Raw genomic sequence first — 25,316 nt, forward strand, 5'->3', positions numbered from 1 at the left:
ATGACCGATCAAACAGCAGGCGAAACCACCGCCGCCACGGTGCCTTCAGGCCCGAAGCAGCGCGCGCTCGCCGAATTCTGGCACTACTATTCCATGAATACCGGCGCCGTCATCGGCCTGGTGGTGTTCATCCTCCTTGTCCTGGTGGCCATATTCGCGCCGCTGGTCGCGCCGCACCTGCCGGACGAACAGTTCCGCGATGCCCTGCTCACCCCTCCGGCCTGGCAGGAAGGCGGCAAGTCGACGTTTATCCTGGGAACCGATGCCGTCGGCCGCGATATCCTTTCGCGCCTGATCTTCGGCGCACGCTATTCGCTGTTCATCGGCTTTATCGTCGTCGTCTTCGCGCTGTCCTCGGGTATCGTGCTCGGCGTGCTGGCCGGTTACTTCCGTGGCTGGGTCGACGCGCTGATCATGCGTATCATGGACATCATCCTGGCCTTCCCGTCCTTGCTGCTCGCGCTTGTGCTCGTGGCGATCCTCGGGCCCGGCCTTTTCAACGCGATGCTCGCAATCGCACTGGTGTTGCAGCCACACTTCGCGCGCCTGACGCGCGCCGCGGTGATGGCTGAGAAGAACCGCGAATATGTCGTCTCGGCCAAGGTCGCCGGCGCCAGCCATTTGAGAATGATGCTGGTGACGATCCTGCCGAATTGCGTAGCGCCGCTGATCGTGCAAGCGACGATGTCGTTCTCCAACGCCATCCTCGAGGCTGCCGCGCTCGGTTTCCTCGGCATGGGCGCCCAGCCGCCGACCCCGGAATGGGGCACGATGCTCGCCTCCGCGCGTGAGTTCATCCTGCGCGCGCCGTGGGTCGTCACCTTCCCCGGCCTCGCTATCCTGATCACCGTGCTCGCCATCAACCTGATCGGCGACGGTCTGCGCGATGCGCTCGACCCCAAGCTGAAGAGGTCGTGACATGGCATTGCTAGAGATCAAGAACCTGACGGTCTCGTTCGACACGTCGAGCGGACCGTTCATGGCGGTGAAAGGCATCGACCTGTCGATCGAACCGCGCGAGGTGCTGGCTATCGTCGGTGAATCCGGCTCCGGCAAGTCGGTGTCGATGCTGGCGGTGATGGGTCTGTTGCCGTCGTCGGCGACGGTGAAGGCCGACCGCATGAGCTTCAACGGCAAAGACCTGCTCGCCCTCGATCCGGCAGAACGGCGCAAGATCATCGGCAAGGAGATCTCGATGATCTTCCAGGAGCCGATCGCCAGTCTCAATCCGTGTTTCGCGGTAGGCTATCAGATCGAAGAAGTGCTGCGCGTGCATATGGGCATGGACAAGGCCCAACGCCGCACGCGTGCCATCGAACTGCTCACACTGGTCGGCATTCCCGAACCGGCGGAGCGGCTCAACTCCTTCCCTCACCAGATGTCGGGCGGCCAGTGCCAGCGCGTCATGATCGCCATGGCCATTGCCTGCAACCCGAAGCTCCTGATCGCCGACGAGCCTACCACTGCGCTCGACGTGACGATCCAGAAGCAGATCCTCGATCTTCTGATGAAGCTGCAGGCCGAGCATGGCATGGGCCTCATCATGATCACCCACAATATGGGCGTGGTCGCCGAAACGGCCGATCGCGTCGTCGTGCAGTACAAGGGCACGAAGATGGAAGAAGCAGACGTGCTGTCGCTGTTCGAGAATCCGAAGAGCAACTATACCCGCGCGCTGCTTGCGGCATTGCCGGACAACGCCACCGGCGACCGGCTGCCGACCGTCTCAGACATGCTGTTCGAGCCCGCAGTTTCGGGAGCCGCGTCATGACCGTCGTCGTCGAAGGAAAAAACATCAAGCGCGACTACCATGTCGGCGGCGGTATGTTCCGGCCGGCGCGCACGGTGCATGCGGTGAAGGGTGTTTCCTTCTCCGTCGAGAAGGGCAAGACGCTGGCCATCGTCGGTGAATCCGGCTGCGGCAAGTCTACGCTTGCGCGCATCATCACGCTGATCGACGCGCCGAGCGCCGGCGAGTTGTTCATCGACGGCAAGAAAGTGGACATCGCCAAGGATGGTCTCACCAAGGAGATGCGCCGCAAGGTGCAGATCGTGTTCCAGAACCCCTATGGTTCGCTCAATCCGCGCCAGAAGATCGGCGACATACTGGGCGAGCCATTGGTGATCAACACCGACGTTCCGGCCTCCGAACGCCGTGACCGTGCAATGGCGATGCTGAAGAAGGTCGGCCTGGGAGCAGAGCACTACAACCGCTATCCGCACATGTTCTCCGGCGGCCAGCGGCAGCGTATCGCAATTGCACGCGCGCTGATGCTGAACCCGAGCCTGCTGGTGCTGGACGAACCGGTCTCCGCGCTCGACCTTTCGGTGCAGGCGCAGGTACTCAACCTGCTTGCCGACCTCCAGGACGAGTTCCAGCTGACCTACGTCTTCATCAGCCATGATCTGTCGGTGGTGCGCTACATCGCCGACGACGTGATGGTTATGTATTTCGGCGAAGCCGTCGAATACGGCTCTCGCGACGAGGTCTTCGCCAACCCGCAGCACAGCTACACCAAGACGCTGTTTGCCGCGACGCCGCGCGCCGACGTCGACAGCATCAAGGCAAGGCTTGCCCGCAAGAAGGCGGCCTGAGGCCGCCTTCCATGTCTCCCGTCTGCAATTTTTCGGGATCATGTTGTGACATGTGCGCCCGCTACCGGCGAGCCCGGGCGTTTGCCCGATGAGCACGCCGCGCCTGCCCGAACTGCCCGTTACCGCTGTACTGCCCGCACTGACCAGCGCACTCGATGCCGGCAGCAGCGCCGTGCTGGTTGCGCCGCCCGGAGCAGGCAAGACGACTTTGGTGCCGCTTGCTTTGCTCGACGCCTCCTGGCTCGCGTCCGGCAAGATCGTATTGCTGGAGCCGCGCCGGCTCGCCGCCCGGGCGGCGGCAAGGCGCATGGCTGCCCTGCTCGGCGAGGAGCCGGGCGGTACGGTGGGGTACGCCATGCGCATGGAGAACCGCACCTCGGCCAAGACACGCATTCTCGTCGTCACCGAAGGCGTGCTGGCGCGCATGATCCTCGATGATCCGGAGCTGCCGGGTATCTCGGCGGTGATCTTCGACGAATTCCACGAACGTTCGCTGGACGGCGATTTCGGCCTGGCGCTCGCGCTCGATGTGCAAGGCGCGCTGCGGCCGGACCTGCGCCTTCTGGTGATGTCGGCGACCCTCGACGGCGCACGCGTGGCGAAACTTTTGTCCGAGGCGCCGGTCATCGAAAGCGAAGGCCGCAGCTTTCCCGTCGAAATCCGCTATGACGAGCGCCCTGCCGGCCTGCCCATCGAAGACGCGATGGCCAAGGCCGTGCGAAATGCGCTCGCAGAAGAACCCGGCAGCGTGCTCGCCTTCCTGCCCGGTCAGCGCGAGATCGAACGAACGGCAGCGCAATTGGAAGGCCGCGTCGGCACGGACACCGATATCGTGCCGCTCTATGGCCAGCTCGACGGCAAAGCGCAGGACGCGGCCATCCGGCCGGCACAAGCGGGCCGGCGCAAGGTGGTGCTGGCAACCGCGATCGCCGAAACCTCGATCACCATCGACGGCGTGCGCGTCGTCATCGATTCCGGTCTGTCGCGGCTGCCGAAATATGAACCGGCCAGCGGCCTGACGCGGCTGGAAACAGTCCGGGCCTCGCGCGCCTCCGCCGATCAGCGCGCGGGGCGCGCGGGGCGAACACAACCGGGTGTCGCGATCCGGCTGTGGCGCGCCGAACAGACCGCTGCGCTGCCGGCATTCACTCCGCCTGAGATCCTGGAAGCCGATCTTTCCGGCCTGATGCTGGATTGCGCCGCTTTCGGTGTAGCCGATCCGGCCAGCCTCGCCTTTCTGGATACACCGCCGGCGCCGGCGCTGGCCGAAGCACGTGCCCTGCTCAAGGCACTGCATGCCATCGATGAGGCCGGGAGATTGACTGAAGCCGGTTCCGCCATGCGCAAGCTCGCGCTGCCGGTGCGGCTCGCCCATATGGTTGCCGAAGCCGCCAACCATGGCCATGCGCAACATGCCGCGCAGCTCGCAGTTCTGCTGACCGAACGCGGGCTCGGCGGCGACAGTGCCGATCTGGAGCGACGTCTGATGCGCTTTGCATCGGACCGTTCGCCGCGCGCCAATGCGGCGCGGCAATTGGCCGACAGGCTGGCGCGCACCGTTTCTTCCGCCGCGCCCGAAACCGGCGCCGCAGGCGCACTTCTTCTCAATGCCTGGCCCGATCGTGTCGCCAAGGCGCGTGGCGAACGGGGTCGCTTCGTTCTCGCCAACGGTTCCGGCGCAATGCTGGATGCAGCCGACCCGCTTGCCGGCGAGACGTTCCTCGTCGTCGCCGACCTGCAGGGCAAGGCACAGAACGCCCGCATCACCGCGGCAGCCCCTGTGAGCGAAGCGGAAATCCGCGACGCCCTTACCGACCGCATCGAAACGCGTCGCGAAGCCAGCTTCGATCGCGAGAAGCGCTCGGTGCGCGTGCGGGAAACGGTTCGCCTTGGCGCCATCGTGCTGGCCGAGCGGATGCTGCCTGCTCCAAAGGGAGCGGATGCCGACAACGCCATCATCGAGGCGGTGCGCGAACATGGTCTTGCCTTGCTGCCATGGAGCAAGGAAACGGAAAGCCTGCGCAACCGTCTCGCCTGGCTGCATCGCGGTCTTGGCGCGCCGTGGCCCGACATGAACGACGAAGCGTTGATCGGACGGCTTGACGATTGGCTGGCACCGTTCCTCACCGGCGAGGCTTCGCTCAACGCCGTTTCCGGCGGCGCATTGACGAGTGGCCTGATCGCAATGGTGCCGCATGACCTTCAGCGCAAGGTCGACGCGCTCGCCCCGACCCATTTCGGCGCGCCGTCCGGCAGCCATGTGCCGATCCGTTATGACGGGGAAGCGCCGGTGCTTTCCATTCGCGTGCAGGAGCTGTTCGGTCTCGATCGCCACCCTTCAATCGCCAACGGCACCGTACCGCTGACCCTGGAACTTTTGTCACCCGCGCATCGGCCGATCCAGATGACGCGCGACCTGCCTGGCTTCTGGCGTGGTTCATGGGCCGATGTACGTTCCGATATGCGCGGCCGCTATCCCAAACACGTGTGGCCGGAGAACCCGCTCGAAGCGGCGGCCACCAGCCGCGCCAAGCCGCGCGGCACCTGAAACTGGCGCGCGACCCATGCCGTCGCGCCAGAGCGAATTCATTCCGCTCTCTTCGTTGTTGGCGCACGATCTTATCCGAAAAGTCTACAACTTTTTCGGGATCATGCTTTAGAAAGCTTCATGATCAACATCCAGCGTTCTCCCGACTTCCAGCCAACCGACCGGTTGCGGCTCAACACGTTGATCTGGCTGCGCTGGCTTGCCATCGTCGGCCAGAGCATCACCGTGCTGGTCGTCGCCTATGGGCTGAATTTCCCGCTGCCGGTCAGCTTCTGCTTTACGCTGATCGCCTGCTCGGCCTGGATGAACCTGTTCCTGGCCTTTCGTTACCCGGCCGCGCACCGCCTTGCGCCGCCAGCCGCCTTCGGCATCCTGGTGTTCGACAGCCTGCAGCTTGCCGGCCTGCTGTACCTGACCGGCGGCCTGACCAATCCGTTCGCGCTGCTCCTCACCGTGCCGGTCGTCATTTCGGCAACGTCGCTGCCGCTGCGGCTCACGGCAATCCTCGGTGCGCTGGTCGTGGCCGCCGCAACGCTGCTTGTGTTTTTCCACGAACCCTTACCCTGGTACGAGAGCATCACACTGGTGATGCCGGTGCCTTACGTGGCGGGCGTTTGGGTGGCGGTGCTGTGCTCGATCGCCTTCACCGGCATCTACGCTTTCCGTGTCGCCAAGGAGGCGCGCCAGCTGGCCAACGCGCTCGCCGCGACGGAACTGGTGCTGCAGCGCGAGCAACACCTGTCTGCGCTCGACGGTCTGGCGGCAGCGGCGGCGCATGAACTCGGCACGCCGCTCGCCACCATCACATTGGTGGTGCGCGAGATGGAAAAGACGCTGGGCAAGGATCCGAAATACCATGAGGATGTTTCACTGCTGCGCACACAGAGCGAGCGCTGCCGCGAGATCCTGAAGCGCTTGACCAATCTCTCCTCGGAAGGAGAGCCATTGCTTGCGCAGCTGTCGTTGAGTTCGCTGGTCGAGGAAGTGGTGGCGCCGCATCGCGACTTCGGCATCAAGATCGAGCTCAAGCCGGGCGAATGCACCGGCCCCGAACCGGTCAGCCGCCGCAATCCCGGCGTGCTCTACGGGCTCGGCAATCTGGTCGAGAACGCCGTCGACTTCGCCCGCTCCTCGATCACCGTGCGCTGGGGCTGGAACGACCAGCATGTCACATTGTCGATAACCGACGACGGCCGGGGTTTCCCGCCGGAGATCATCGACCGCATCGGTGAGCCCTATATGTCGACCCGGCAAGGCACGGAACGCGGCGGCGGCGGGCTGGGGCTCGGCCTGTTCATCGCCAAGACGCTGATCGAACGCTCGGGCGCGAACATCGAGTTCCAGAATTCGGGAGGCCCGGGCGAAGGTGCGGTCGTCCGCATCGACTGGCCGCGCGAGGTGTTCGTCAACGCCAAGGTCATGTATCCGACGGGTCTCGATGCAGCGGAATAACGCAGGATGACACCGAGCGTGCGCATGCCCGCGAAATCGAAAAGGACGATGCGCCAACTCAAAATTGCTGGAACGCGCTTTGCGCGTCCAAAGGGCGCGACGCTCCAATGGAAAACCGGTGAAAATTGGACAATTAAGGCACAATCGCTATATCTGAGCCGAAAATAAAGAAGAAGGACAAGAACCAATCATGAGCGGTGAAGATGCCCAGGGCGGCATGGTGACGGGCGACGACACTTCCCTTTTGATCGTCGAGGACGACAAGCCATTTCTCACTCGCCTCGCTCGTGCCATGGAAGGGCGCGGTTTCGCGGTCGAGACCGCCGAAAGCGTCGAGGAAGCCCTGGCGAAAGCTCGCGCCAATCCACCGGCCTATGCGGTGGTGGACATGCGCCTCGGCGACGGAAGCGGGCTCGATGTCGTCGCCGCCATCCGCGAGAAGCGCGCCGACGCACGCGCGATCATCCTCACCGGCTACGGCAACATCGCCACCGCCGTGACAGCCGTGAAACTCGGCGCTGTCGACTATCTTTCCAAACCTGCCGATGCCGACGACATCTTCGCCGCTCTGACGCGCACCGGCAGCGAACGCGTCGCCCCACCGGAAAACCCGATGTCGGCCGACCGCGTGCGGTGGGAACACATCCAGAGGGTCTATGAAATGTGCGAGCGCAACGTTTCGGAGACGGCACGGCGTCTGAACATGCACCGCCGCACGCTGCAGCGTATCCTGGCCAAACGCGCGCCCCGCTGATTTCAAGCGAAGGCTATAAATTCGCCCTAGAGCATTTTGTAACCAAGTGGAATCACTTGGCGTTACAAGAATGCGACGAAAACAAAAACTTAGAGCGTTTCCGCGTTTCCGTGAAAAACGGAAACGCTCTAGTGTCGCAGACGGCACGGCTTTGCTTGCCGCGCCTCTCTGCCTTCGGCATCATCCGTCCAGCCGCAACCAGTTTCAGGAGCAGACATGGCGAATGACAACCCGCGCCCGATCTCGGTTTTCCGCGAATTCCTGGATGGCGAGGCTGCAGGCGGCATCATCCTGATCGCGGCTGCCGCACTTGCATTGATCGTCGCCAATTCGCCGCTGGCTGAAACCTATTTCGCCGCTTTGCACGCCTATCTCGGCCCGCTCAGCGTGCTGCACTGGGTGAACGACGCGCTGATGGCCGTGTTCTTCCTGCTCGTCGGCCTTGAGATCAAACGCGAGATGCTGGATGGCCAACTGTCGACCTGGCCGCGCCGCATGCTGCCCGGCATCGCGGCTGCAGGCGGCATGGTCGTGCCGGCGCTGGTTTATATCGCCATCAACCGCGACAATGCCGAAGCTCTGCCTGGTTGGGCGATCCCGACCGCCACCGACATCGCTTTCGCGCTCGGCGTTCTATCGCTGCTCGGCAACCGCGTGCCGGCTTCGCTCAAAGTGTTCCTGACCGCGCTCGCCATCATCGACGATCTCGGCGCCGTCATCATCATCGCATTGTTTTACACCAGCGGCCTGTCGTTCGCCTATCTCGTTGCGGCGCTTGCCGTCATCGTCGTTCTGATCGTGCTCAACCGCATGGGCGTGCTGACGCTCGCTCCCTATCTGGTGCTCGGCGCGGTGCTGTGGGTGCTGGTGTTGAAATCCGGCGTTCATGCGACCCTCGCCGGCGTAGCGCTGGCGCTCACCATCCCGCTCAGGGTGACGCCCGGCATCGCGCATGATCTGGAGCATTCGCCGCTGCATCGGCTGGAGCATGCGCTGCACCGCTTCGTACCGCTGATCATCATCCCGATCTTCGGCTTCGCCAATGCCGGCGTTTCCCTGGCAGGCTTCACCCCCGCCACGCTGGTCGAGCCGCTGACACTCGGCGTCGCAGCCGGTCTCGTCATCGGCAAGCTGGTTGGCGTGCTCGGCGCTTCGGCTCTCGCCATCAAGCTTGGTCTGGCCGACCTGCCGGTGCGGGCCGGCTGGATGCAGATGACCGGCATCGCGCTTCTGTGCGGCATCGGTTTCACGATGAGCCTGTTCATCGGACTGCTCGCCTTCGCCGACAACCCGGCGCTGCAGGATGCCGTCAAGGTGGGCATCCTCGCTGGCTCGCTGGTGGCAGCACTAGCAGGGGCGGCCCTGCTTCTGGCAGCACCAGGCGTGGCGGACCAGGGCGAGGACGAATAGACGCAAAAAAGCCGGCGCCTCCACACCGAAGACGCCGGCCCTTTGGTTTGAAAGATTGCTGCGTTACTTGACCGGATTGGCTGCCAGCCAGGCCTGCATTTCCTTGATTTCGGCTTCCTGCGCTGTAATCACCGCTTCGGCCAGTTTGCGCATTTCCGGATCCTTGCCGTTGGCCAGAAGCACCTTGGCCATGTCGATTGCCGCCTGATGATGCGGGATCATGCCGCGAGCGAAGTCGACATCGGCGTTGCCGGAATATTCGATCGCGGCCATCGCCTTGTGCATCTTGTCCATCGCTTCCTTGTACCCGGCGGTCGACGCGCCTTCCGCGCTCGTGGCCATCGCGCCCATGTCATGGCCGCTATGGTCTTCCTGCGCCGGTGCGGTCTCCAGGAGCACGGCGACCAGCATGCCGGCCGCCATCAGAGCGAGGACAATCTTCTTCATCAGGTTCATTCGGTTCTCCTTGTTGTAGGCCCTAGTTGGGGCCTGGGCCGGCGTCCGTCCAGAGGCGCGGATGCCGCAGGGATCAGAGCTTCAGCGTGCGCAGCCTGAGCGAATTGGCAATGACCGATACCGAGGACAGGCTCATTGCCGCCGCCGCCAACATCGGCGACAGCAGCGCGCCGAACACCGGGTAAAGGACACCGGCTGCGACCGGTACGCCGGCGACATTATACAGGAAAGCGAAGAACAGGTTCTGGCGGATGTTGGCCAGCGTGCCTTTGGCGAGCTTGCGCGCCCGCACGATGCCCGTGAGGTCGCCCTTCACCAGCGTGATGCCTGCGCTTTCCATCGCGACGTCCGCGCCTGTGCCCATGGCGATACCGACATCCGAAGCGGCAAGCGCCGGCGCGTCATTGACGCCGTCGCCCGCCATGGCGACGATGCCGCCGCGGCCGCGCAATTCCTCGATCAGCGCGCTCTTGTGCTCAGGCAGCATGTTGGCGCGCACCTGGTCGATGCCGAGCCGCTTGGCAATCGCCTTGGCGGTGCGCTCATTATCGCCAGTCGCCATCACGACGGTTATGTTCTCGTCATGCAAGGCACGGATCGCATCGGCAGCGGTCGCCTTAATCGGATCTGCGACGGCGACGATACCGGCCAGCTTGCCGTCGATCGCCACATACATCGCCGTCTTGCCTTCTGTCTGCAGCGCGCCGGCACGATCGGCCAAAGCTGCAGCGTCCAAGCCGAGCTCCGTCATCATGGCGGGGTTGCCGAGGGCCACCTTGTGGCCGGCCACGGTGCCGGACACGCCCTTGCCGGTGACGGCCTCGAAATCGGTAGCGGCGGCTATCTTGAATCCACGTTCCTCGGCGCCGCCGACGATCGCCTCGGCGAGCGGATGCTCGGAACCCTTCTCCAGCGCCGCCGCCAGTCCCAGGAGCTCGTCCTCGGACACGCCGTCCGCCGCGATGACGTCGGTGAGCTTCGGCTTGCCTTCGGTGAGCGTGCCGGTCTTGTCGACAACCAGCGTGTTGACGGAAGCGAAACGCTCAAGCGCCGCGGCATCCTTGATCAGCACGCCGGCCTGAGCGCCGCGCCCGGTGGCGGTCATGATCGACATCGGCGTCGCAAGACCCAACGCACAGGGACAGGCGATGATCAGCACCGACACTGCCGCGACGATGGCGTAGACCAAGCTGGGCTCGGGCCCGAAGACAGCCCACGCGATGAAGGCGACGGCAGCGACCAGCACCACAGCCGGCACGAAGTAGAAAGAAACACGGTCGGCCAGGCTCTGGATCGGCGCGCGGCTGCGCTGCGCCTTGGCAACCAGCTCGACGATGCGGGCGAGCGTCGTTTCCGAGCCGACCTTTTCGGCCAGCATGACCAGCGAGCCATTCTTGTTGAGCGTGCCGCCGGTCAGCGCGTCGCCTTCGATCTTCTCGACAGGCACCGGCTCACCGGTGATCATCGATTCATCGACCGAAGAACGACCCTCCAGCACGATGCCGTCCACCGGCACCGCTTCACCCGGCCGCACGCGGAGCCGGTCGCCGCCCTTCACCTCATCGAGCGGCACATCCTTTTCGGAACCGTCCGCATCGATCAACCGTGCCGTCTTCGGCGCAAGGTCGAGCAATGCCCGGATCGCCGAACCGGTTTTCTCGCGAGCGCGCAGTTCCAGCACCTGACCGAGGAAGACCAGCGCGATGATGACGGCGGCCGCCTCGAAATAGACCGGCACAGCGCCGCCATGACCACGGAACTGATGCGGAAAGATATCCGGAAACAATGTGGCGACGACGCTGTAGATATAGGCCGCGCCGACGCCGAGCGAGATCAGCGTCCACATATTCGGGCTGCGGTTGACGATGGAGGCCCAGCCCCGTTCGAAGAAAGGCAGCGCCGCCCACAACACCACCGGTGTCGCCAGAACGAGCTCGACCCACACGGCGGCCTGTTCGCCAAGCCAGTCGCGGAGGAAAGGCAGGCCGACCATCGGCCCCATGGTGATGATCAGCAGTGGAATGGAGAGCGCGGCGCTTACCCAGAAACGGCGGGTGAAATCGACCAGCTCCGGATTGGGTCCTTCCTCACCCGTCGGCATCATCGGCTCCAGCGCCATGCCGCAGATCGGGCAGGAGCCAGGCTTGTCGCGAATGATCTCGGGATGCATCGGGCAGGTGTATTGCGTACCCTTTGGCAACGGCGCGGGCACCGGCCTGTCACCGAGATAGGCCTTGGGGTCGGCCTCGAATTTCTTCTGGCAGTTTTCCGAGCAGAAATAGAGTTTCTCGCCCTCATGGCGCAGGAAATATCTGGCGCTGGCGCGGTCGACGTCCATGCCGCACACCGGATCCTTGGCGGTGAGAAACTCTTCCGGATGCGCTTCGAACTTGCCGCGACAGCCTTCCGAGCAGAAATGGAAAAGGCGGCCGCCATGTTCAAAGGTCGGCTTGCCGGCATTCGGGTTGACCTCCATGCCACAGACCGGATCGCGCAGGACACCTTCGCCCACAGCCTTGGCGCTCGAGCAGCATGACCCGTCCTTGGCGTGCTGGTGGTGGCTGTGGTCGTGATGCGCCTTCGTCATGGCCGAATCCCTTAAATCATCCGCTTTCGACCGCAGATAGGGGTTCCAGCAACTGGAAGGTCAAGAGGTAAACCATGCGCCGTTTCCGGTCGGCGTGTGCCCATACCCATAGCCGTCAAAACAGGCTATAGACGCCGCCGGAAAGGCGCTACCGAAGGCCAATGGCGAAGATCCCCCTCAAGCTCCACGAGATCATCGACGGCACGCAGCTGCGCGAAGAACTGTCCGCGCTGACCATCGAGACAAGCGGCGATGGATCAGGCGCCACGGTGCGGACGGCCGCGTTGAAGCTGCTCAAGACCAAGATGGCGGAAGGCCGCGAAGTCGCCGAACGCCTGCTGATGAACGATGGCGGCGGTACGGCTTGCGCAGCCAGACTCTCCCATCTGATGGACGAGATCATCGCCGCGCTCTACGATTTCGCCGTCACCCATGTCTATCGCGCCAAGAACCCGTCCGCCGCCGAGCGCATGGCGATCGTCGCCGTCGGCGGCTATGGCCGCGGCACGCTCGCGCCGGGTTCGGACATCGATCTGCTTTTCCTCCTGCCCTACAAGCAGACACCGTGGGGCGAGCAGATCGTCGAATACATGCTTTACATGCTGTGGGACATGGGGCTGAAGGTCGGCCACGCCACCCGCAACATCGACGAATGCCTCAGGCTGTCGCGCTCTGACATGACGATCCGAACCGCCGTGCTGGAGGCCCGTTTCGTCTGGGGCGAAAAAGCGCTGTGCGACGAACTGATCACCCGTTTCGACCGCGAGGTGGTCCGCAACACAGGCGCCGAATACGCGCAGGCCAAGCTGGCCGAGCGCGACGAACGGCACCGCAAGGGCGGCGAGAGCCGCTACCTGGTCGAGCCCAACATCAAGGACGGCAAGGGTGGCTTGCGCGACCTGCAGACCCTGTTCTGGATCGGCAAGTATTTCTATCGCGAGCGCACGGTGGAGGAGCTGGTCGCCCAGGGCGTCTTCACGACCGACGAGTTCAATCAGTTCCAGAAGGCCGAGGACTTCCTGTGGGCGGTGCGCTGCCACATGCATTTCCTGACCGGCAAGGCCGAGGAGCGGCTGCATTTCGATATCCAGCGCGATATCGCCGACCGGCTCGGCTACAAGAGCCATCCCGGCCTTTCGGCTGTCGAGCGCTTCATGAAGCACTACTTCCTGGTTGCCAAGGATGTCGGCGATCTCACCCGTATTTTCTGCGCGGCGCTGGAAGAAGAGCAGGCGAGCCATGTTTCCGGTTTCAACCGGCTGTTCCTCACCTTCTCGCGCCGCCGCCGCAAGCTGGCCGGCACCGCCGACTTCATCGTCGACAATGACCGCATCAACATCGCCGACAACAAGGTGTTCGACCGCGACCCGGTGAATCTTTTGCGCCTGTTCTGGTTCGCGGACCGGCACGCGCTGGAATACCACCCGGACGCGCTGAAGCTGGTGACACGCTCGCTCAAGCTGGTCGACCGCAACCTGCGCCGCGACCGCGAGGCGAACCGGCTGTTCCTCGATATCCTGACCTCGGACCGCCAGCCGGAGCTCAACCTGCGCCGCATGAACGAGGCCGGCCTGCTCGGCAAATTGATCCCCGATTTCGGCAAGATCGTCGCGATGATGCAGTTCAACATGTACCACCACTACACGGTGGACGAGCACCTGCTGCGTTGCATCGACGTGCTCTCGGAGATCGAACGCGGCGGCGGCGAGAAGATCCATCCCCTCTCACACAGGCTGATCGGCGAATTGAAGAGCCAGCGCGAGGCGCTTTACGTCGCCGTACTGCTGCACGATATCGCCAAGGGCCGGCCTGAGGACCACTCCGAAGCCGGCGCGAGGATTGCCCGGCGTATCTGCCCGCATATGGGGCTTTCGGCCACCGACACCTCGACCGTCGCCTGGCTGGTGGAAAACCATCTGGTCATGTCGATGACGGCGCAGACGCGCGACCTGAACGACCGCAAGACCATCGAGGATTTCGCCGATGTCGTGCAGTCGGTCGAGCGGCTGAAAATGCTGCTGATCCTTACCGTCTGCGACATCCGTGGCGTCGGCCCCGGTGTCTGGAACGGCTGGAAAGGCCAGCTGCTGCGAACGCTCTACTACGAAACGGAGCTGCTTTTGACCGGCGGTTTCTCCGAGGTGTCGCGCGCCGAGCGCGCGGCCGCTGCTCGCGAACAGCTGGAAGAGGCCCTGTCCGACTGGCCGCAGGAGGAACGCAAGCGCCTGGTGGGCCTGCACTACGAGAATTATCTGCTCACCGTCGATCTGAAAGACCAGCTGCGCCACGCCGCGTTCGTGCGTGAGGCCGATGCCGCGGGCAGAAAACTCGCCACCATGGTCAAGACGCACGAATTCGAGGCGGTGACCGAAGTGACGGTGCTGGCGCAGGATCATCCGCGCCTGCTCTCCGTCATAGCGGGAGCCTGTGCGGCGGCCGGCGGCAATATCGTCGACGCGCAGATCTTCACCACCGCTGACGGCCGGGCGCTCGACACGATCCTGATCAACCGGGAGTTCGACCGCGATGAGGATGAACGCCGGCGCGGCGAACGGGTAGGCAAGCTGATCGAAGACGTCCTGTCCGGCCGCGCCTGGCTGCCGGAAATGATCGAGAAACGCACCAGACCGAAACGCGGCGCGAAAACCTTTCGCATCCAACCGCGTGCCGAAATCCGCAACACGCTGTCCAACCGCTTTTCGGTGATCGAGGTCGAAGGTCTGGATCGGCCCGGTCTGCTCTCCGAGATCACCGGCACACTATCGGATCTGTCGCTCGACATCGCTTCGGCACACATCACCACCTTTGGCGAGAAGGTGATCGACACTTTCTATGTCACCGACCTGACCAACCAGAAGCTTGAAAGCCAGAGCAGGCTGAAGACCATCCGCGAACGGTTGATCGCGACGCTCGAGGGAAACCAGGGCGCGCGCGGCAAGACGAAAGCAGCAGCTGAATGAGACAAGTGCAGAAAGTCTCCCCCCTCGAGGGGGAGATGTCGCCGAAGGCGACAGAGGGGGTTGTCTCAGAGGGCACCATCGTAACCCCACCTGGCCGCTACGCGGCCACCCTCCCCTCAAGGGGGAGGGAAGGCGCATGAGCCTCGTCAAGAAATTCGCCACGGTTGCCTCAGGCACGCTGATGAGCCGCATCCTCGGCTTCACGCGCGAGATGTTCATGGCTGCGGCACTCGGTACGGGACCTGTGGCCGATGCCTTCAACGCCGCCTTCCAACTGCCGAACACCTTCCGGCGCCTGTTTGCCGAGGGTGCCTTCAACGCAGCCTTCGTGCCGCTGTTTTCCAAGGAGATCGAGGCGAACGGCATCGACGGCGCCAAGCGCTTCTCCGAGGAAGTCTTCGGCGTTCTGTTTTCGGTGCTGCTCGCACTGACGATCGCGATGGAACTGGCGATGCCGCTGATCGTGCGCTACCTGGTGGCACCCGGCTTCGCCGACATCCCCGGCAAGTTCGACGTGACGGTGCGGCTTGCCACCATCATGTTCCCTTATCTCATCTGCATGTCGCTCGGCGCCATGATGGCCGGCATGCTGAATTCGCTGCGCCGCTATTTCGCTGCCGCCGTGGCACCGGTGTTCCTCAACATCATCCTCATCGCCGTGCTCGCCTATGCCTGGTACGAAGGCAAGGACGCGCATTATGTCGGCTACGGGCTGGCCTGGGGTGTGCTGGCGGCGGGCATCGTTCAGCTCGCGATCGTGTGGATTGCCGTCCGCAACGCCGGCATGCGCATCGGCTTCCGCTGGCCGCACATCACACCCAACGTCAAGCGGCTGCTGTGGCTGGCGCTGCCCGCGGCGATCACCGGCGGCATCACCCAGATCAACCAGCTGATCGGTACGGCGATCGCGTCCGGCCAGAACAGCGCGGTCTCCTCGCTCGCCTATGCCGACCGCGTCTACCAGCTGCCGCTCGGCGTCGTCGGCATCGCGGTGGCGATCGTGCTTCTGCCGGAACTGTCGCGCGCGCTGAAGTCCGGCAACATGATCGAAGCCGGTAACCTCCAGAACCGCTCGGTCGAGTTCACGCTGTTCATGACGCTACCCGCAGCGGCGGCATTGCTGGTGATGTCCGAGCCGATCGTGCGGCTTCTTTACGAACGTGGCGCATTCGCCGCCAACAACTCGACCCCGACGGTGGCCGCGATTCTTGCCATCTTCGGCCTCGGCCTGCCGGCCTTCGTGCTGATCAAGGCCTTCACGCCAGGCTATTTCGCGCGCGAGGATACCCGCACGCCGATGATCTTCGCGGCAATCTCGGTGGTGGTGAACGTCGCCATCGCGCTCACGTTGTTCCCATCGATGGGCGCGCCCGGCATTGCAGTGGCATCCGCCGTCGCCGGCTGGCTCAATGCCGTCATGTTGCTTGCGGTGTTGATCAGGCGTGGCCATTGGGGCCGCGACATCCCCCTGCTGAAACGCATCCCCCGGCTGGTGCTGGCGGCTGCGCTGATGGGCGTCGCGCTCTATTTCGGCGAACGTTGGTTTGCCACGGAACTGTCGTCGGCCTCGCATCTGGCAACCAAGGCGATCACATTGACCGCACTGTGTAGCGCCGGCGCCGTGATCTATTTCGTGGTCGCGTTTGCCATAGGCGGCGCCGATCTCGGCATGATCCGACGCAATATCAAGCGCGGCGGCACCAAAACACCATCGGCGCAAGCCGACATGGAGTAAGGCAGGCTGCCATTGTTGCCGAAGCCGGTCCAACCGGCTTCGGCTCGCCGATCCCAATCTCGCCGATCAAGGAGCGGAGACAGTGATCCTACCCTTCATGTTCGGGTGGAAACGACAGAAATAGTCGAGCGTACCTGCCTTATCCAAAACGACGCTTCCCGATTTCGCGACGGGCAGCATCACTTCCCATCCTCCCTTCACTGTCGCGGTATGAGCAAACGTGTCCTTGTTCACCCATTGGACGGTGTCCCCCACGCTGGCGCTGATTTCTGCCGGAGAGAATGCCATCTTTTCGATCGTGACCGTTATTGTCTCGGCGTGAGCCGATAGTGGACCCGTGCCGAGAGCCAGCACCACAACCGGCAGAAGGCGACGATGTGTGGACATGGCCGATCCCTACTTCAGGCCGGCCGCGACCATCTCGGCATGCTGTTCGTGGCCCTGGAACAGCTTCAGTCCCGTTTCGAGCAGGCTCTTGAGTTCAGCATTCTTCGCCGACGGGATCAGCACCGTCTCCAGCGCTCCGTTGACCTGCTTGTGATAGGCAACCTCGTTGGCAACATAGGCCTTGTCGAAGGCGGCCCCGTCGAGCTTTTCAAGCTTGGCCTTCTCGGCGGCACTCGCTTCGCTCAACGCCTTGCTGGTTGCGTTGTCTTCCGGCGTCACCTTGAGTTTCTTGACGAGGTCGAGCGCCTGCACGTTGACGGCTTCGTGGTCGCGCACCATGCCGTTGGCAAAGTCCACGACATCCTTGTTCTTGGATTTGGAAATGGCCAGCTTGGCCATATCGACGTCGAGTGCGCCGGCGGTATAGGCGATGTGAGCGATCTGGGGATCGGTCGGCTTGTCCGCCGCTGCCGCGGCTCCGGCCGTGCCAAGTATCAGGGCGGCGGCAAGTGCCATATGCAATCTCGTGGTCATCGGATGAACTCCTGTTTTCATGCCCGCAACAACGAGCATTTCGGTTCGACATCCATTGGATGACCCGTTTGGCAAAACGTTCCCGCGATTGCGTGAAAATCGTCAGTCGGGGAAACCCAACCGCTTCATCACCGCCTCGGTCATGCGCTCGCAGCGGCGGCCCGCAAAGGGAAATGCCTCGAGCAGCACCGGCCCGATCTGCGCGTCGAGCTGCGCGCGCAGCAGCTTGCGGGCACGGTGCAGGCGGGTTTTGACGGTTTCGGGCCTGATGCCCAGCAAATCAGCGGTCTCTTCCACACTTAGACCCTCAATGACGCGTGCGACGAAAACCGTGCGGAAAGCTTCGGGAAGGCCGTCGGTGGCCTGTTCGACAAATCGCAGGATCTCACGCTGAGCCATGTTTCGTTCCGGGTCGACTACACTCGCGTTGAGGGGGAAGGGAATGATCCGGGTCGCCCCGGGCTCTTCAGGCAAGGGCACCATTTCGGCGCGGCGGATCTTGCGCAGGCGGCCGTATGCCTCGTTGATCACGATCCGCGACAGCCAGGTGGCCAGGGAGGAGTCGCCCCGGAAACCGGCGAGGCTGGCGAAGGCGCGCAGATAGGCTTCCTGAACGACATCTTCTGCTTCGGTGTCGTTGTGCAGGATCGAGCGCGCGAGCCGATAGAGCCGCTGATTGTACCGCGTCATGATGGCGCGAAAGGCGGCGGCCTCGCGCGCCAGCGTACCCCGCACGAGGTCGATATCGCTGGCGGCGTCGGCGGGCATCGGCGCGGATCTGACGGGCTGCATCGAAACCTCCTCATTTGGAAGTCAGATGGCGAAACTGCGATAAGGTTCCCGCCGCATGAACAAAATTGCAATCCCGTCAGGTTGGGGCAAATCCACTCGGTTTGACGGAGTGCCTCGAGTTGCTCCCACGCGAGGAATGTGACTCCCAATTTGCTGTTTTCTTAACGAAGCAAAGGTAAAATCGCGCGCGAAAACTGCCCTTCGGCAGGTGGCGTTCGCGCTGGAGCCTTCGCTATGCAGCCAACCGGCCACCGCCTCTACTATGTGGACGCCCTGCGCGTCCTGGCCTTCGGCCTGCTCATCCTCTACCATTCGTCGGCGGCGTTCCTCTACGATCTCGACTGGCTGCTCAACAGCCCCGAGAAGAGCCAGACCCTCTCGCTGATCACATTGTTTCCGCGTGCGTGGCGGCTGGCGCTGCTGTTTTTTGTCTCCGGCATGGGCACCTGGTTCGCCTTCCGCTCGCAAACCGTTTTCGGCTTCCTGAAGGGTCGTTGCGTGCGGCTGTTCCTGCCGCTGATCTTTGCCATGTGCGTGATCATCGTGCCGCAGGTCTGGTACGAGCGCCTGCTTGACGGCCGCTTTCAGGGTTCGCTGCTGGAATTCTGGGTGCTGCGCTATTTCACCGAAGGCCGCTATCCGACCGGCAACTTCTCCTGGGCGCATATGTGGTTCGTCGCCTATCTCCTGGTGATGACGGTGATCTGCACGCCGATCTTCTGGCTGCTCACCCATTCCTCGGGCCGCGGGCTGGCCGACTGGTTCGAACGGACGGCCCGCACGCACGCCATCTATCTGTTCGTGCTCCTGCCGTTGGTGCTGCACCTGATTTTTCTGCCGTTCTTCCCGCGCGAAACCAATGTCCTCTACAATGATGGCGCCTGGTTTGCGGTGTGGGCGAGCTGGTTCGGCCTGGGTTTTCTGGTCGCCAAGCATCATCAGGCGGTGGTCCCGACCATTGTCGCCAAACGGTGGTGGAGCCTCGCGCTCGCCGCAATCCTGACCGTTTGTCTCTGGCGTTACTCGTGGGTGAGCAAAGCCGCTGGCGTCGGCGGCGAAACCGGCGGCTTGCAAATGGCGCTTTACAAGGCGCTGACCTTCTCCCTGGCCTGGACGGTGATCCTCGCAGCCATCGGCTTCGCGGCGGTTCATTTGAATCGAAAGAGTGCCGCACTCTCCTGGCTGAACGCCAAGATCTTTCCGCTCTACATCGTCCACCAGACCTTCGTGGTGATGGCGCTCTACTATGTGCTGCCGCTCGACCTGTCGCTGTGGAGCAAACTTGCTCTGGTGATCGCCATCACCGCGTTCTGGTCGCTGCTTGCCGCCATGCTCGCCGATCTCTGGCCCGCGCCTTATCGTATTCTGGTCGGCCTGCCGGATGGACGCAAAGCTGGTGCCGAAAGCCGAAAGATGGCGACGGCAAACGGCGCTACATCCACCTGACAGCACCATTTCCGGGTCGCGTGAAACAAAGTCGGCGCGCCCCCTCTTGATCGGCGTCGCGGCGTCGGCCATAACGCGCCGTCCGAAATTTCGCCGCGCGCGAAACGGCCCTCCACAAGCCAAGGAAACGACCATGACCGCCTTCAAACCGCTTATCTTTTCCGGCGTCCAGCCGACCGGCAATCTCCATCTCGGCAATTATCTCGGCGCGATCAGGAAGTTCGTCGCGCTGCAGGACACGATGGATTGCATCTATTGCGTCGTCGACCTGCATTCGCTGACCGCCCAGCTCGTGCACGGGGACCTCAGGGACCAGACCCGGCAGATCACCGCCGCTTTCCTTGCCGCCGGCATCGACCCGAACAAACACATCGTCTTCAACCAGAGCCGCGTGATGCAGCACGCCGAGCTTGCCTGGATTTTCAACTGCGTGGCGCGCATCGGCTGGATGAACCGCATGACGCAGTTCAAGGACAAGGCCGGCAAGGACCGCGAGAATGCCTCGCTCGGCCTGCTTGCCTATCCAAGCCTGATGGCCGCGGACATCCTGGTCTACCGTGCCACTCACGTGCCGGTGGGCGACGACCAGAAACAGCATCTGGAACTTACCCGCGACATCGCCCAGAAGTTCAACAACGACTTCTCCGATCGCATCGCCGAGCTCGGCGTCGGCGTGGAAATCCAGATGGGCAATGAGACGGTGAACGGCTTCTTCCCGCTGACTGAACCGGTCATTGGCGGGCCGGCCGCCCGCATCATGAGCCTGCGCGACGGTTCCAAGAAGATGTCGAAATCGGACCCGTCGGACCTGTCGCGCATCAACCTGACCGACGACGCCGACACGATCTCCAAGAAGATCAAGAAGGCCAAGACCGATCCCGAGGCGCTACCTTCCGAAATCGCCGGCCTGGCCGGCCGCCCGGAAGCGGAAAACCTGGTCGGCATCTATGCCGGGTTGGCCGACACCAGCAAGGAAGCCGTGCTGAAAGAGTATGGCGGTCAGCAGTTCTCGGTGTTCAAGCCCGCACTCGCTGACCTCGCTGTCGAAAAGATGGCGCCTATTGCCGGTGAGATGCGCCGCCTGATGGCCGATCCCGCTCATATCGATGGCGTTTTGCGCAACGGCGGCGAGCGCGCCGGCGTATTGGCCGAAGCGAACATGAAGACGGTGCGCGACATCATCGGCCTGTTGCAGGGCTGAACAGATCGCCAGCCTAATCCTCAAAAGGGCGGCCGCTACACGGCCGCCCTTTTTCGCAAGACATCGCCAAGGGTTGCGCTCGGCGTCGTTCGATCGCACGATACCTTGGCTGCTCCGTCCGGAATTGGACCGCCGATGAAATTCTCCATCGCCATAGCGTTTGCCGTCCTTGCCGGTTTCGTCACAGAACCTGCGAACGCAGCCGGCTTCCAACCGGTTGATATCACGATTGTCCTTTCACCCAGGGCGGCGGCTACTCTCAGCAAGCATAAGGAGGCGATAATCGTTTCCGCCTCTTATTCCGGCGATCCCGAGAAGTCGGCTGAAAAACATGCGGACGAGATCGGCCGAATCGATCTCGGCACCGAGGAGCATTCTATGCCAGGCACGGGCGGAACGGTGCGGCTCACCGGCCCAAAAACCGACGAGGAGAAATTCGGCTGGATCAAGGGCCCGGTCCTGATCAACGTCAACGTCTATTCGGCCCGCAAGAGTTCGCAGGACAATCTGCTCAATTGCGATTTCATCGATGGGCCGTTGCCTCAGGTCGCCAAAGCGCCGGTCACGCTCAACTGCAGCTTGATTGCAGAAAACAAGTCGACACGGGCGTTGCCCTGACGGTATGGCGGAGCCGCTTGCAAGGCACCCCGCCCGAGTGGCAGATTGCGGCCAAACTCATGAAACAGGTCCCGCATGGTATCCAAACGTCTCAGCCGTGAAGCCGGGCATCGCCGCAAGTTCCTGTCGGTCATCGACGATACGCCGGAATGCGAGCGCGCCGTGGCCTATGCCTCGAAGCGAGCCCAGAGCACGGGGGGTGTTCTGGTGCTGCTTTATGTCATCGAGCCGGACGATTTCCAGCACTGGCTGGGCGTAGAGAAGATCATGCGGGAGGAAGCCAACACCACGGCCCGTTCCGCCCTCGACGCCTATGCCGGCAAGGTGCGCCAGAAGGCCGGCATCGAACCGGAGCTGGTGGTGCGCGAAGGCAAGCGCGCCGAAGAGATCCACAAGCTGATCGAAGAAGACCAGGATATCGCCATCCTGGTGCTGGCCGCCGGTGCCGGCAAGGAGGGACCGGGCCCGCTGGTCGCCTCCATTGCAGGCAAGGGTGCTGCCTTCCCCATCCCGGTCACCGTCGTGCCGCAGAATCTCTCCGACGACGAGATCGAAAGCCTGGCCTGAGGTTCCTATATAAAAGCAGTTCCAGGAAAAGTGTGTCACGGTTTTCCGTCCGGAATTGCGTAAAACAAGGAGTGAGAGCGTCTCCGTAAAAACGGAAACGCTCTGGATTCGACAGCCTTGCCGGCTTTTGCTTGAATGCCGGACGGATTGGGCTTATTTAGAACCATTCCAAACTATCGCCCGCACGATACGGGCCGGAGACAGCCATGTTCATCCAGACCGAGTCGACCCCCAACCCGGCGACGTTGAAGTTCCTGCCTGGCAAGGAAGTCTTGCGTGAAGGCACTGCCGATTTCCGCGATGCCGACGCCGCACGGGAGGTTTCGCCGCTGGCTGGCCGCCTGTTCGATATTCCCGGCGTGACCGGCGTGTTCTTCGGCTATGACTTCATCACCGTGACCAAGGACGGTCCCGACTGGCAACATCTGAAGCCGGCGATCCTCGGCGCCATCATGGAACACTTCATGTCGGGTCAGCCCGTGATGGCCAGCACCGCTCCATCCACGACCTCTGATCATGAAAGCGAGTTCTACGACAAGGAAGACGAGGAGATCGTCGTCACCATCAAGGAACTTCTCGATACGCGCGTACGCCCGGCTGTGGCGCAGGATGGCGGCGACATCACCTTCCGTGGCTATGAGAAGGGCACTGTCTTCCTGCACATGAAGGGCGCCTGCGCCGGCTGCCCGTCTTCGACAGCGACGCTGAAGCATGGCATCCAGAACCTGCTCCGCCACTTCGTGCCCGAAGTGGAACATGTCGAGCAAGTGTCGTAAGCACCGACATTCTTTCCGCGAACCCCGGGACCTCGTCTCGAGGTTCCGGATCCATCAACAAAAAACCGGGCGTCATGCCCGGTTTTCTGTTTGGGGACGTCTGTGTTGCCTAGACGGTCCGCGTACGAAACTCATGCTTGCCCGGACGGGCGAAATCACATCACGATTACCTTGGCGCCGACCTCAGCACGATTGTAGAGGTCGATGATGTCCTGGTTCATCAGCCGGATGCAGCCCGACGACATCGCCTTGCCGATCGACCACCATTCCGGGGTGCCGTGCAGCCGATAGCCAGTGTCCCCCTTGTTGAACAGATAGAGGGCACGCGCACCGAGCGGGTTCTTCAGTCCCGGATCCATGCCGTTGCGGAACTGAGCGAGCTCCGGCTGGCGCTTGATCATCTGCGACGGCGGTGTCCAGGTCGGCCATTCGCGCTTGATCGCGACGCGCGCCGTGCCATTCCATTCGAAACCTTCGCGACCGACGCCAATGCCGTAGCGGACGGCTTCGCCTTCAGGCAGCACGAAATAGAGGAACTTGTTGCCGGTATCGACGACAATCGTGCCCGGCTTTTCAGCTGTATCGTAGGCGACGATCTGACGATGGTACTTGCGCGGAACTTTTTCGATCGGGATGCGCGGCAGTTGGTAGCCAGCATCGCTGACGCCACCGTAGTCGTTGGAGAAGAGCCGCATCTGGCCCACAGTGCTGCAGCCAGCAAGCGAAGCGGCCAACGCCGCGACTACAATGGCAGATTTCAAACGCATGAACCGTTTCTACGCTCCGTCCCGTTGACCCGCGGCGATTCGGTAAAAATCGTTAACGCATTCATGCTGGCATTTCTTTTGCTTGCCAAGCAGCCGATGCTTATATGGAGGGGTGTGCTTGCCGGTAAGGCGCCAGCTATGGCATTTCGGCAACATCTGCCACGGGATTATCGAGCAAAAACAAAGAAAGCGGCCTGAAAAACATCCCGATTGAGGCCGCCAGAGGACGAGATCATGAACATCGGCGATGCCGCCCGCCGCTCCGGACTGCCAGCCAAGACCATCCGTTACTACGAAGAGATCGGGCTGATCTCGCCCGAGCGCAGCGACAACAGCTATCGCGACTATTCGGGTGACGACGTACATCGCCTGGCTTTCCTGAAGCGAGCCCGCAATCTTGGCTTTTCCATCGAAGACTGCCGCCAGCTGATGGCGCTCTACCAGGACCGTGAGCGGGCCAGCCAGGACGTCCGTGCGATCGCGGCGGCGCATGTTGCGGCGATCGAGGAAAAGGTGCGCGAACTGCAGTCCATGCGCGCGACCCTGAACAAGCTGATCCACGCCTGCCATGGCGACAACCGCCCGGATTGCCCGATCCTGGAAGAGATGGCAGGAGAGGTCGAGACGGTGGGCTGAAGGGTTCAAACCGTGAACGGAATCGGGCATGATGGGTCATGCCCATAGTCTCACCGGTATCGCAGAATCCCCTGATCGACGGTCGCCAGTCGGAGCGCGCCATGCTGGTGCGCCGCGGCGTGCAGCGGCTGCTTACCGAAATGGGAGCGCATGTGCTGCCGGAACTGTCGCTGGCGACCGGGCGGCGCGCCGACCTCGTCGCGCTGACCCGTCAGGGCGACATCTGGATCATCGAGGTCAAATCCTCCATCGAGGATTTCCGCGTCGACCGCAAATGGCCGGATTACCGGCTGCATTGCGACCGCTTCTTTTTCGCCACACACCCAGGCGTGCCGGCCGAGATCTTTCCCGAGGAGTGCGGCTTCATCCTGTCCGACGGCTACGGCGCCGAAGTGCTGCGCGACGCACCCGAACACCGCATCGCTGCGGCCACCCGCAAGGCGCTCATGCTGAGGATCGCACGCGCCGGGGCTGCCCGACTGCTGGCTGCCGAGATCGCCGGCGTTTCCGTGCCCGCGCTGGACGGCGAGAGCGAATAGCACCTGCCGGCCATCTCCTGAAACACAGCTGACTTCTCGCCATTTCGCGCGACCTTGACTCTCACCCTTTCTCGTAACATATAAAGTTGCATGAAACGAGACAGTCGACTTTCCGGTGTCCTGCACGTCCTGCTTCACATGGCCGAGGAAGGCAGGCCGATGACCTCGGAGCAGCTTTCCAAAACGCTGAGTACCAACCCTGTGGTGATCCGGCGCATTATGGCAGGCCTGCGTGACATGGGCATCGTGCGTTCCGAACGCGGGCATGGCGGCGGCTGGACGATCAGTCGAGATCTCGCCACCGTCTCCTTGCGCGATGTCTACACGGCGCTCGGCGAGCCGATGGTTTTTGCGCTCGGCAACCGACAGGAGATGCCGGACTGCCTGGTCGAGCAGGCTGTCAATGCCGCGCTGGACGACGCGTTCCGCGCCGCCGAAGTGCTACTGATCGAGCGGCTCGGCGAGGTGACGCTGGCCGACCTGGCGGCGGATTTCCACGAACGTTGGAAGCAAAACAAGACAAAGAAGGCCAATCCCCATGCAGCCTGATGTGCAG

At 62.9% G+C, this 25,316-nt stretch carries 23 protein-coding genes; 17 read left to right on the top strand and 6 right to left on the bottom strand.

Features of this window, described 5'->3' with window-relative positions; genetic code table 11:
• From AO692_RS20380 to nhaA, 7 genes are all read left to right on the top strand, one after another.
• A complete protein-coding gene (locus AO692_RS20380; RefSeq protein ID WP_054311871.1) occupies nt 1–918 on the top strand; it encodes an ABC transporter permease subunit in 918 nt (305 codons plus the stop codon).
• Between the two features lies 1 nt (nt 919).
• Complete coding sequence (locus tag AO692_RS20385) at nt 920–1,771, top strand: ABC transporter ATP-binding protein (RefSeq protein ID WP_054311872.1); 852 nt, start codon at nt 920–922, stop codon at nt 1,769–1,771.
• A complete protein-coding gene (locus tag AO692_RS20390; protein ID WP_054311873.1) occupies nt 1,768–2,595 on the top strand; it encodes a dipeptide ABC transporter ATP-binding protein in 828 nt (275 codons plus the stop codon). Before AO692_RS20385 ends, AO692_RS20390 begins: the two co-directional genes overlap by 4 nt.
• Before the next feature lie 88 nt (nt 2,596–2,683).
• A complete protein-coding gene (gene hrpB / locus AO692_RS20395) occupies nt 2,684–5,143 on the top strand; it encodes an ATP-dependent helicase HrpB (RefSeq protein ID WP_054311874.1) in 2,460 nt (819 codons plus the stop codon).
• Between the two features lie 120 nt (nt 5,144–5,263).
• A complete protein-coding gene (locus AO692_RS20400) occupies nt 5,264–6,595 on the top strand; it encodes an ActS/PrrB/RegB family redox-sensitive histidine kinase (protein ID WP_054311875.1) in 1,332 nt (443 codons plus the stop codon).
• 190 nt (nt 6,596–6,785) lie between these two features.
• On the top strand, nt 6,786–7,349 hold the full coding sequence (locus AO692_RS20405) for an ActR/PrrA/RegA family redox response regulator transcription factor (RefSeq protein WP_054311876.1): 564 nt from the start codon (nt 6,786–6,788) through the stop codon (nt 7,347–7,349).
• Between the two features lie 216 nt (nt 7,350–7,565).
• Nucleotides 7,566–8,759: a Na+/H+ antiporter NhaA gene (nhaA, locus tag AO692_RS20410; RefSeq protein ID WP_054311877.1), complete on the top strand. Its 1,194-nt coding sequence runs from the start codon at nt 7,566–7,568 to the stop codon at nt 8,757–8,759.
• A 63-nt stretch (nt 8,760–8,822) separates the two neighbouring features.
• Here the strand turns inward: nhaA and AO692_RS20415 are convergent, their stop codons facing one another.
• Nucleotides 8,823–9,215: a DUF305 domain-containing protein gene (locus tag AO692_RS20415; RefSeq protein WP_054311878.1), complete on the bottom strand. Its 393-nt coding sequence runs from the start codon at nt 9,213–9,215 to the stop codon at nt 8,823–8,825.
• A gap of 73 nt (nt 9,216–9,288) precedes the next feature.
• Nucleotides 9,289–11,802 carry a heavy metal translocating P-type ATPase gene (locus tag AO692_RS20420; RefSeq protein ID WP_054311879.1) on the bottom strand — a complete coding sequence of 838 codons (2,514 nt, stop codon included), beginning with the start codon at nt 11,800–11,802 and terminating at the stop codon, nt 9,289–9,291.
• A gap of 161 nt (nt 11,803–11,963) precedes the next feature.
• Between AO692_RS20420 and AO692_RS20425 the strand changes: the two genes are divergently transcribed.
• Both AO692_RS20425 and murJ read left to right on the top strand, forming a co-directional pair.
• Complete coding sequence (locus tag AO692_RS20425; protein WP_054311880.1) at nt 11,964–14,762, top strand: [protein-PII] uridylyltransferase; 2,799 nt, start codon at nt 11,964–11,966, stop codon at nt 14,760–14,762.
• 136 nt (nt 14,763–14,898) lie between these two features.
• Entirely contained in the window at nt 14,899–16,497 is a 1,599-nt protein-coding gene (murJ, locus tag AO692_RS20430) for a murein biosynthesis integral membrane protein MurJ (protein WP_054311881.1), read from the top strand.
• A gap of 66 nt (nt 16,498–16,563) precedes the next feature.
• Here the strand turns inward: murJ and AO692_RS20435 are convergent, their stop codons facing one another.
• The 3 genes from AO692_RS20435 to AO692_RS20445 all read right to left on the bottom strand — a co-directional run bounded on the left by AO692_RS20435 (nt 16,564) and on the right by AO692_RS20445 (nt 18,210).
• Nucleotides 16,564–16,884, bottom strand: a complete 321-nt coding sequence (locus AO692_RS20435) for a cupredoxin family copper-binding protein (RefSeq protein WP_054311882.1) — start codon at nt 16,882–16,884, stop codon at nt 16,564–16,566.
• 9 nt (nt 16,885–16,893) lie between these two features.
• Entirely contained in the window at nt 16,894–17,418 is a 525-nt protein-coding gene (locus AO692_RS20440) for a DUF4142 domain-containing protein (protein ID WP_054311883.1), read from the bottom strand.
• A gap of 102 nt (nt 17,419–17,520) precedes the next feature.
• Nucleotides 17,521–18,210 carry an RNA polymerase sigma factor gene (locus AO692_RS20445; RefSeq protein ID WP_054311884.1) on the bottom strand — a complete coding sequence of 230 codons (690 nt, stop codon included), beginning with the start codon at nt 18,208–18,210 and terminating at the stop codon, nt 17,521–17,523.
• Between the two features lie 234 nt (nt 18,211–18,444).
• Between AO692_RS20445 and AO692_RS20450 the strand changes: the two genes are divergently transcribed.
• The 5 genes from AO692_RS20450 to AO692_RS20470 all read left to right on the top strand — a co-directional run bounded on the left by AO692_RS20450 (nt 18,445) and on the right by AO692_RS20470 (nt 22,818).
• Nucleotides 18,445–19,656, top strand: coding sequence for an acyltransferase family protein (locus tag AO692_RS20450; RefSeq protein ID WP_054311885.1), 1,212 nt, complete (start codon nt 18,445–18,447; stop codon nt 19,654–19,656).
• Between the two features lie 133 nt (nt 19,657–19,789).
• A complete protein-coding gene (gene trpS / locus AO692_RS20455; RefSeq protein WP_054311886.1) occupies nt 19,790–20,857 on the top strand; it encodes a tryptophan--tRNA ligase in 1,068 nt (355 codons plus the stop codon).
• Nucleotides 20,858–20,992: 135 nt separating this feature from the next.
• On the top strand, nt 20,993–21,475 hold the full coding sequence (locus AO692_RS20460; protein ID WP_054311887.1) for a hypothetical protein: 483 nt from the start codon (nt 20,993–20,995) through the stop codon (nt 21,473–21,475).
• 75 nt (nt 21,476–21,550) lie between these two features.
• Nucleotides 21,551–22,042, top strand: coding sequence for a universal stress protein (locus AO692_RS20465; RefSeq protein ID WP_054311888.1), 492 nt, complete (start codon nt 21,551–21,553; stop codon nt 22,040–22,042).
• Between the two features lie 206 nt (nt 22,043–22,248).
• The gene (locus tag AO692_RS20470; protein WP_054311889.1) at nt 22,249–22,818 is read left to right on the top strand and encodes a NifU family protein; all 570 of its coding nucleotides are present in this window, start codon (nt 22,249–22,251) and stop codon (nt 22,816–22,818) included.
• A 155-nt stretch (nt 22,819–22,973) separates the two neighbouring features.
• Here the strand turns inward: AO692_RS20470 and AO692_RS20475 are convergent, their stop codons facing one another.
• Complete coding sequence (locus AO692_RS20475; protein ID WP_054311890.1) at nt 22,974–23,585, bottom strand: L,D-transpeptidase; 612 nt, start codon at nt 23,583–23,585, stop codon at nt 22,974–22,976.
• Nucleotides 23,586–23,819: 234 nt separating this feature from the next.
• Between AO692_RS20475 and cueR the strand changes: the two genes are divergently transcribed.
• The 3 genes from cueR (at nt 23,820) to AO692_RS20490 (ending at nt 25,309) form a co-directional block, all read left to right on the top strand.
• The gene (gene cueR / locus AO692_RS20480; RefSeq protein ID WP_054311969.1) at nt 23,820–24,221 is read left to right on the top strand and encodes a Cu(I)-responsive transcriptional regulator; all 402 of its coding nucleotides are present in this window, start codon (nt 23,820–23,822) and stop codon (nt 24,219–24,221) included.
• Between the two features lie 38 nt (nt 24,222–24,259).
• Nucleotides 24,260–24,760: an MmcB family DNA repair protein gene (locus AO692_RS20485; protein ID WP_054311891.1), complete on the top strand. Its 501-nt coding sequence runs from the start codon at nt 24,260–24,262 to the stop codon at nt 24,758–24,760.
• Nucleotides 24,761–24,850: 90 nt separating this feature from the next.
• A complete protein-coding gene (locus AO692_RS20490) occupies nt 24,851–25,309 on the top strand; it encodes an Rrf2 family transcriptional regulator (protein WP_054311892.1) in 459 nt (152 codons plus the stop codon).
• The last annotated feature ends 7 nt before the right edge of the window (nt 25,310–25,316 follow it).

This window comes from Mesorhizobium sp. 1M-11, from assembly GCF_001303895.1.
GTDB lineage: Bacteria > Pseudomonadota > Alphaproteobacteria > Rhizobiales > Rhizobiaceae > Mesorhizobium.

Coding starts and splice junctions, on each gene's coding strand:
- AO692_RS20420 (WP_054311879.1), bottom strand. CDS start 11,802: ATGACGAAGGCGCATCACGACCACAGCCACCACCAGCACGCCAAGGAC.
- AO692_RS20385 (WP_054311872.1), top strand. CDS start 920: ATGGCATTGCTAGAGATCAAGAACCTGACGGTCTCGTTCGACACGTCG.
- cueR (WP_054311969.1), top strand. CDS start 23,820: ATGAACATCGGCGATGCCGCCCGCCGCTCCGGACTGCCAGCCAAGACC.
- murJ (WP_054311881.1), top strand. CDS start 14,899: ATGAGCCTCGTCAAGAAATTCGCCACGGTTGCCTCAGGCACGCTGATG.
- hrpB (WP_054311874.1), top strand. CDS start 2,684: ATGAGCACGCCGCGCCTGCCCGAACTGCCCGTTACCGCTGTACTGCCC.
- AO692_RS20475 (WP_054311890.1), bottom strand. CDS start 23,585: ATGCGTTTGAAATCTGCCATTGTAGTCGCGGCGTTGGCCGCTTCGCTT.
- AO692_RS20485 (WP_054311891.1), top strand. CDS start 24,260: ATGCCCATAGTCTCACCGGTATCGCAGAATCCCCTGATCGACGGTCGC.
- AO692_RS20440 (WP_054311883.1), bottom strand. CDS start 17,418: ATGACCACGAGATTGCATATGGCACTTGCCGCCGCCCTGATACTTGGC.
- AO692_RS20380 (WP_054311871.1), top strand. CDS start 1: ATGACCGATCAAACAGCAGGCGAAACCACCGCCGCCACGGTGCCTTCA.
- AO692_RS20405 (WP_054311876.1), top strand. CDS start 6,786: ATGAGCGGTGAAGATGCCCAGGGCGGCATGGTGACGGGCGACGACACT.
- nhaA (WP_054311877.1), top strand. CDS start 7,566: ATGGCGAATGACAACCCGCGCCCGATCTCGGTTTTCCGCGAATTCCTG.
- trpS (WP_054311886.1), top strand. CDS start 19,790: ATGACCGCCTTCAAACCGCTTATCTTTTCCGGCGTCCAGCCGACCGGC.
- AO692_RS20435 (WP_054311882.1), bottom strand. CDS start 16,884: ATGTCCACACATCGTCGCCTTCTGCCGGTTGTGGTGCTGGCTCTCGGC.
- AO692_RS20390 (WP_054311873.1), top strand. CDS start 1,768: ATGACCGTCGTCGTCGAAGGAAAAAACATCAAGCGCGACTACCATGTC.
- AO692_RS20460 (WP_054311887.1), top strand. CDS start 20,993: ATGAAATTCTCCATCGCCATAGCGTTTGCCGTCCTTGCCGGTTTCGTC.
- AO692_RS20465 (WP_054311888.1), top strand. CDS start 21,551: ATGGTATCCAAACGTCTCAGCCGTGAAGCCGGGCATCGCCGCAAGTTC.
- AO692_RS20490 (WP_054311892.1), top strand. CDS start 24,851: ATGAAACGAGACAGTCGACTTTCCGGTGTCCTGCACGTCCTGCTTCAC.
- AO692_RS20450 (WP_054311885.1), top strand. CDS start 18,445: ATGCAGCCAACCGGCCACCGCCTCTACTATGTGGACGCCCTGCGCGTC.
- AO692_RS20470 (WP_054311889.1), top strand. CDS start 22,249: ATGTTCATCCAGACCGAGTCGACCCCCAACCCGGCGACGTTGAAGTTC.
- AO692_RS20445 (WP_054311884.1), bottom strand. CDS start 18,210: ATGCAGCCCGTCAGATCCGCGCCGATGCCCGCCGACGCCGCCAGCGAT.
- AO692_RS20425 (WP_054311880.1), top strand. CDS start 11,964: ATGGCGAAGATCCCCCTCAAGCTCCACGAGATCATCGACGGCACGCAG.
- AO692_RS20415 (WP_054311878.1), bottom strand. CDS start 9,215: ATGAACCTGATGAAGAAGATTGTCCTCGCTCTGATGGCGGCCGGCATG.
- AO692_RS20400 (WP_054311875.1), top strand. CDS start 5,264: ATGATCAACATCCAGCGTTCTCCCGACTTCCAGCCAACCGACCGGTTG.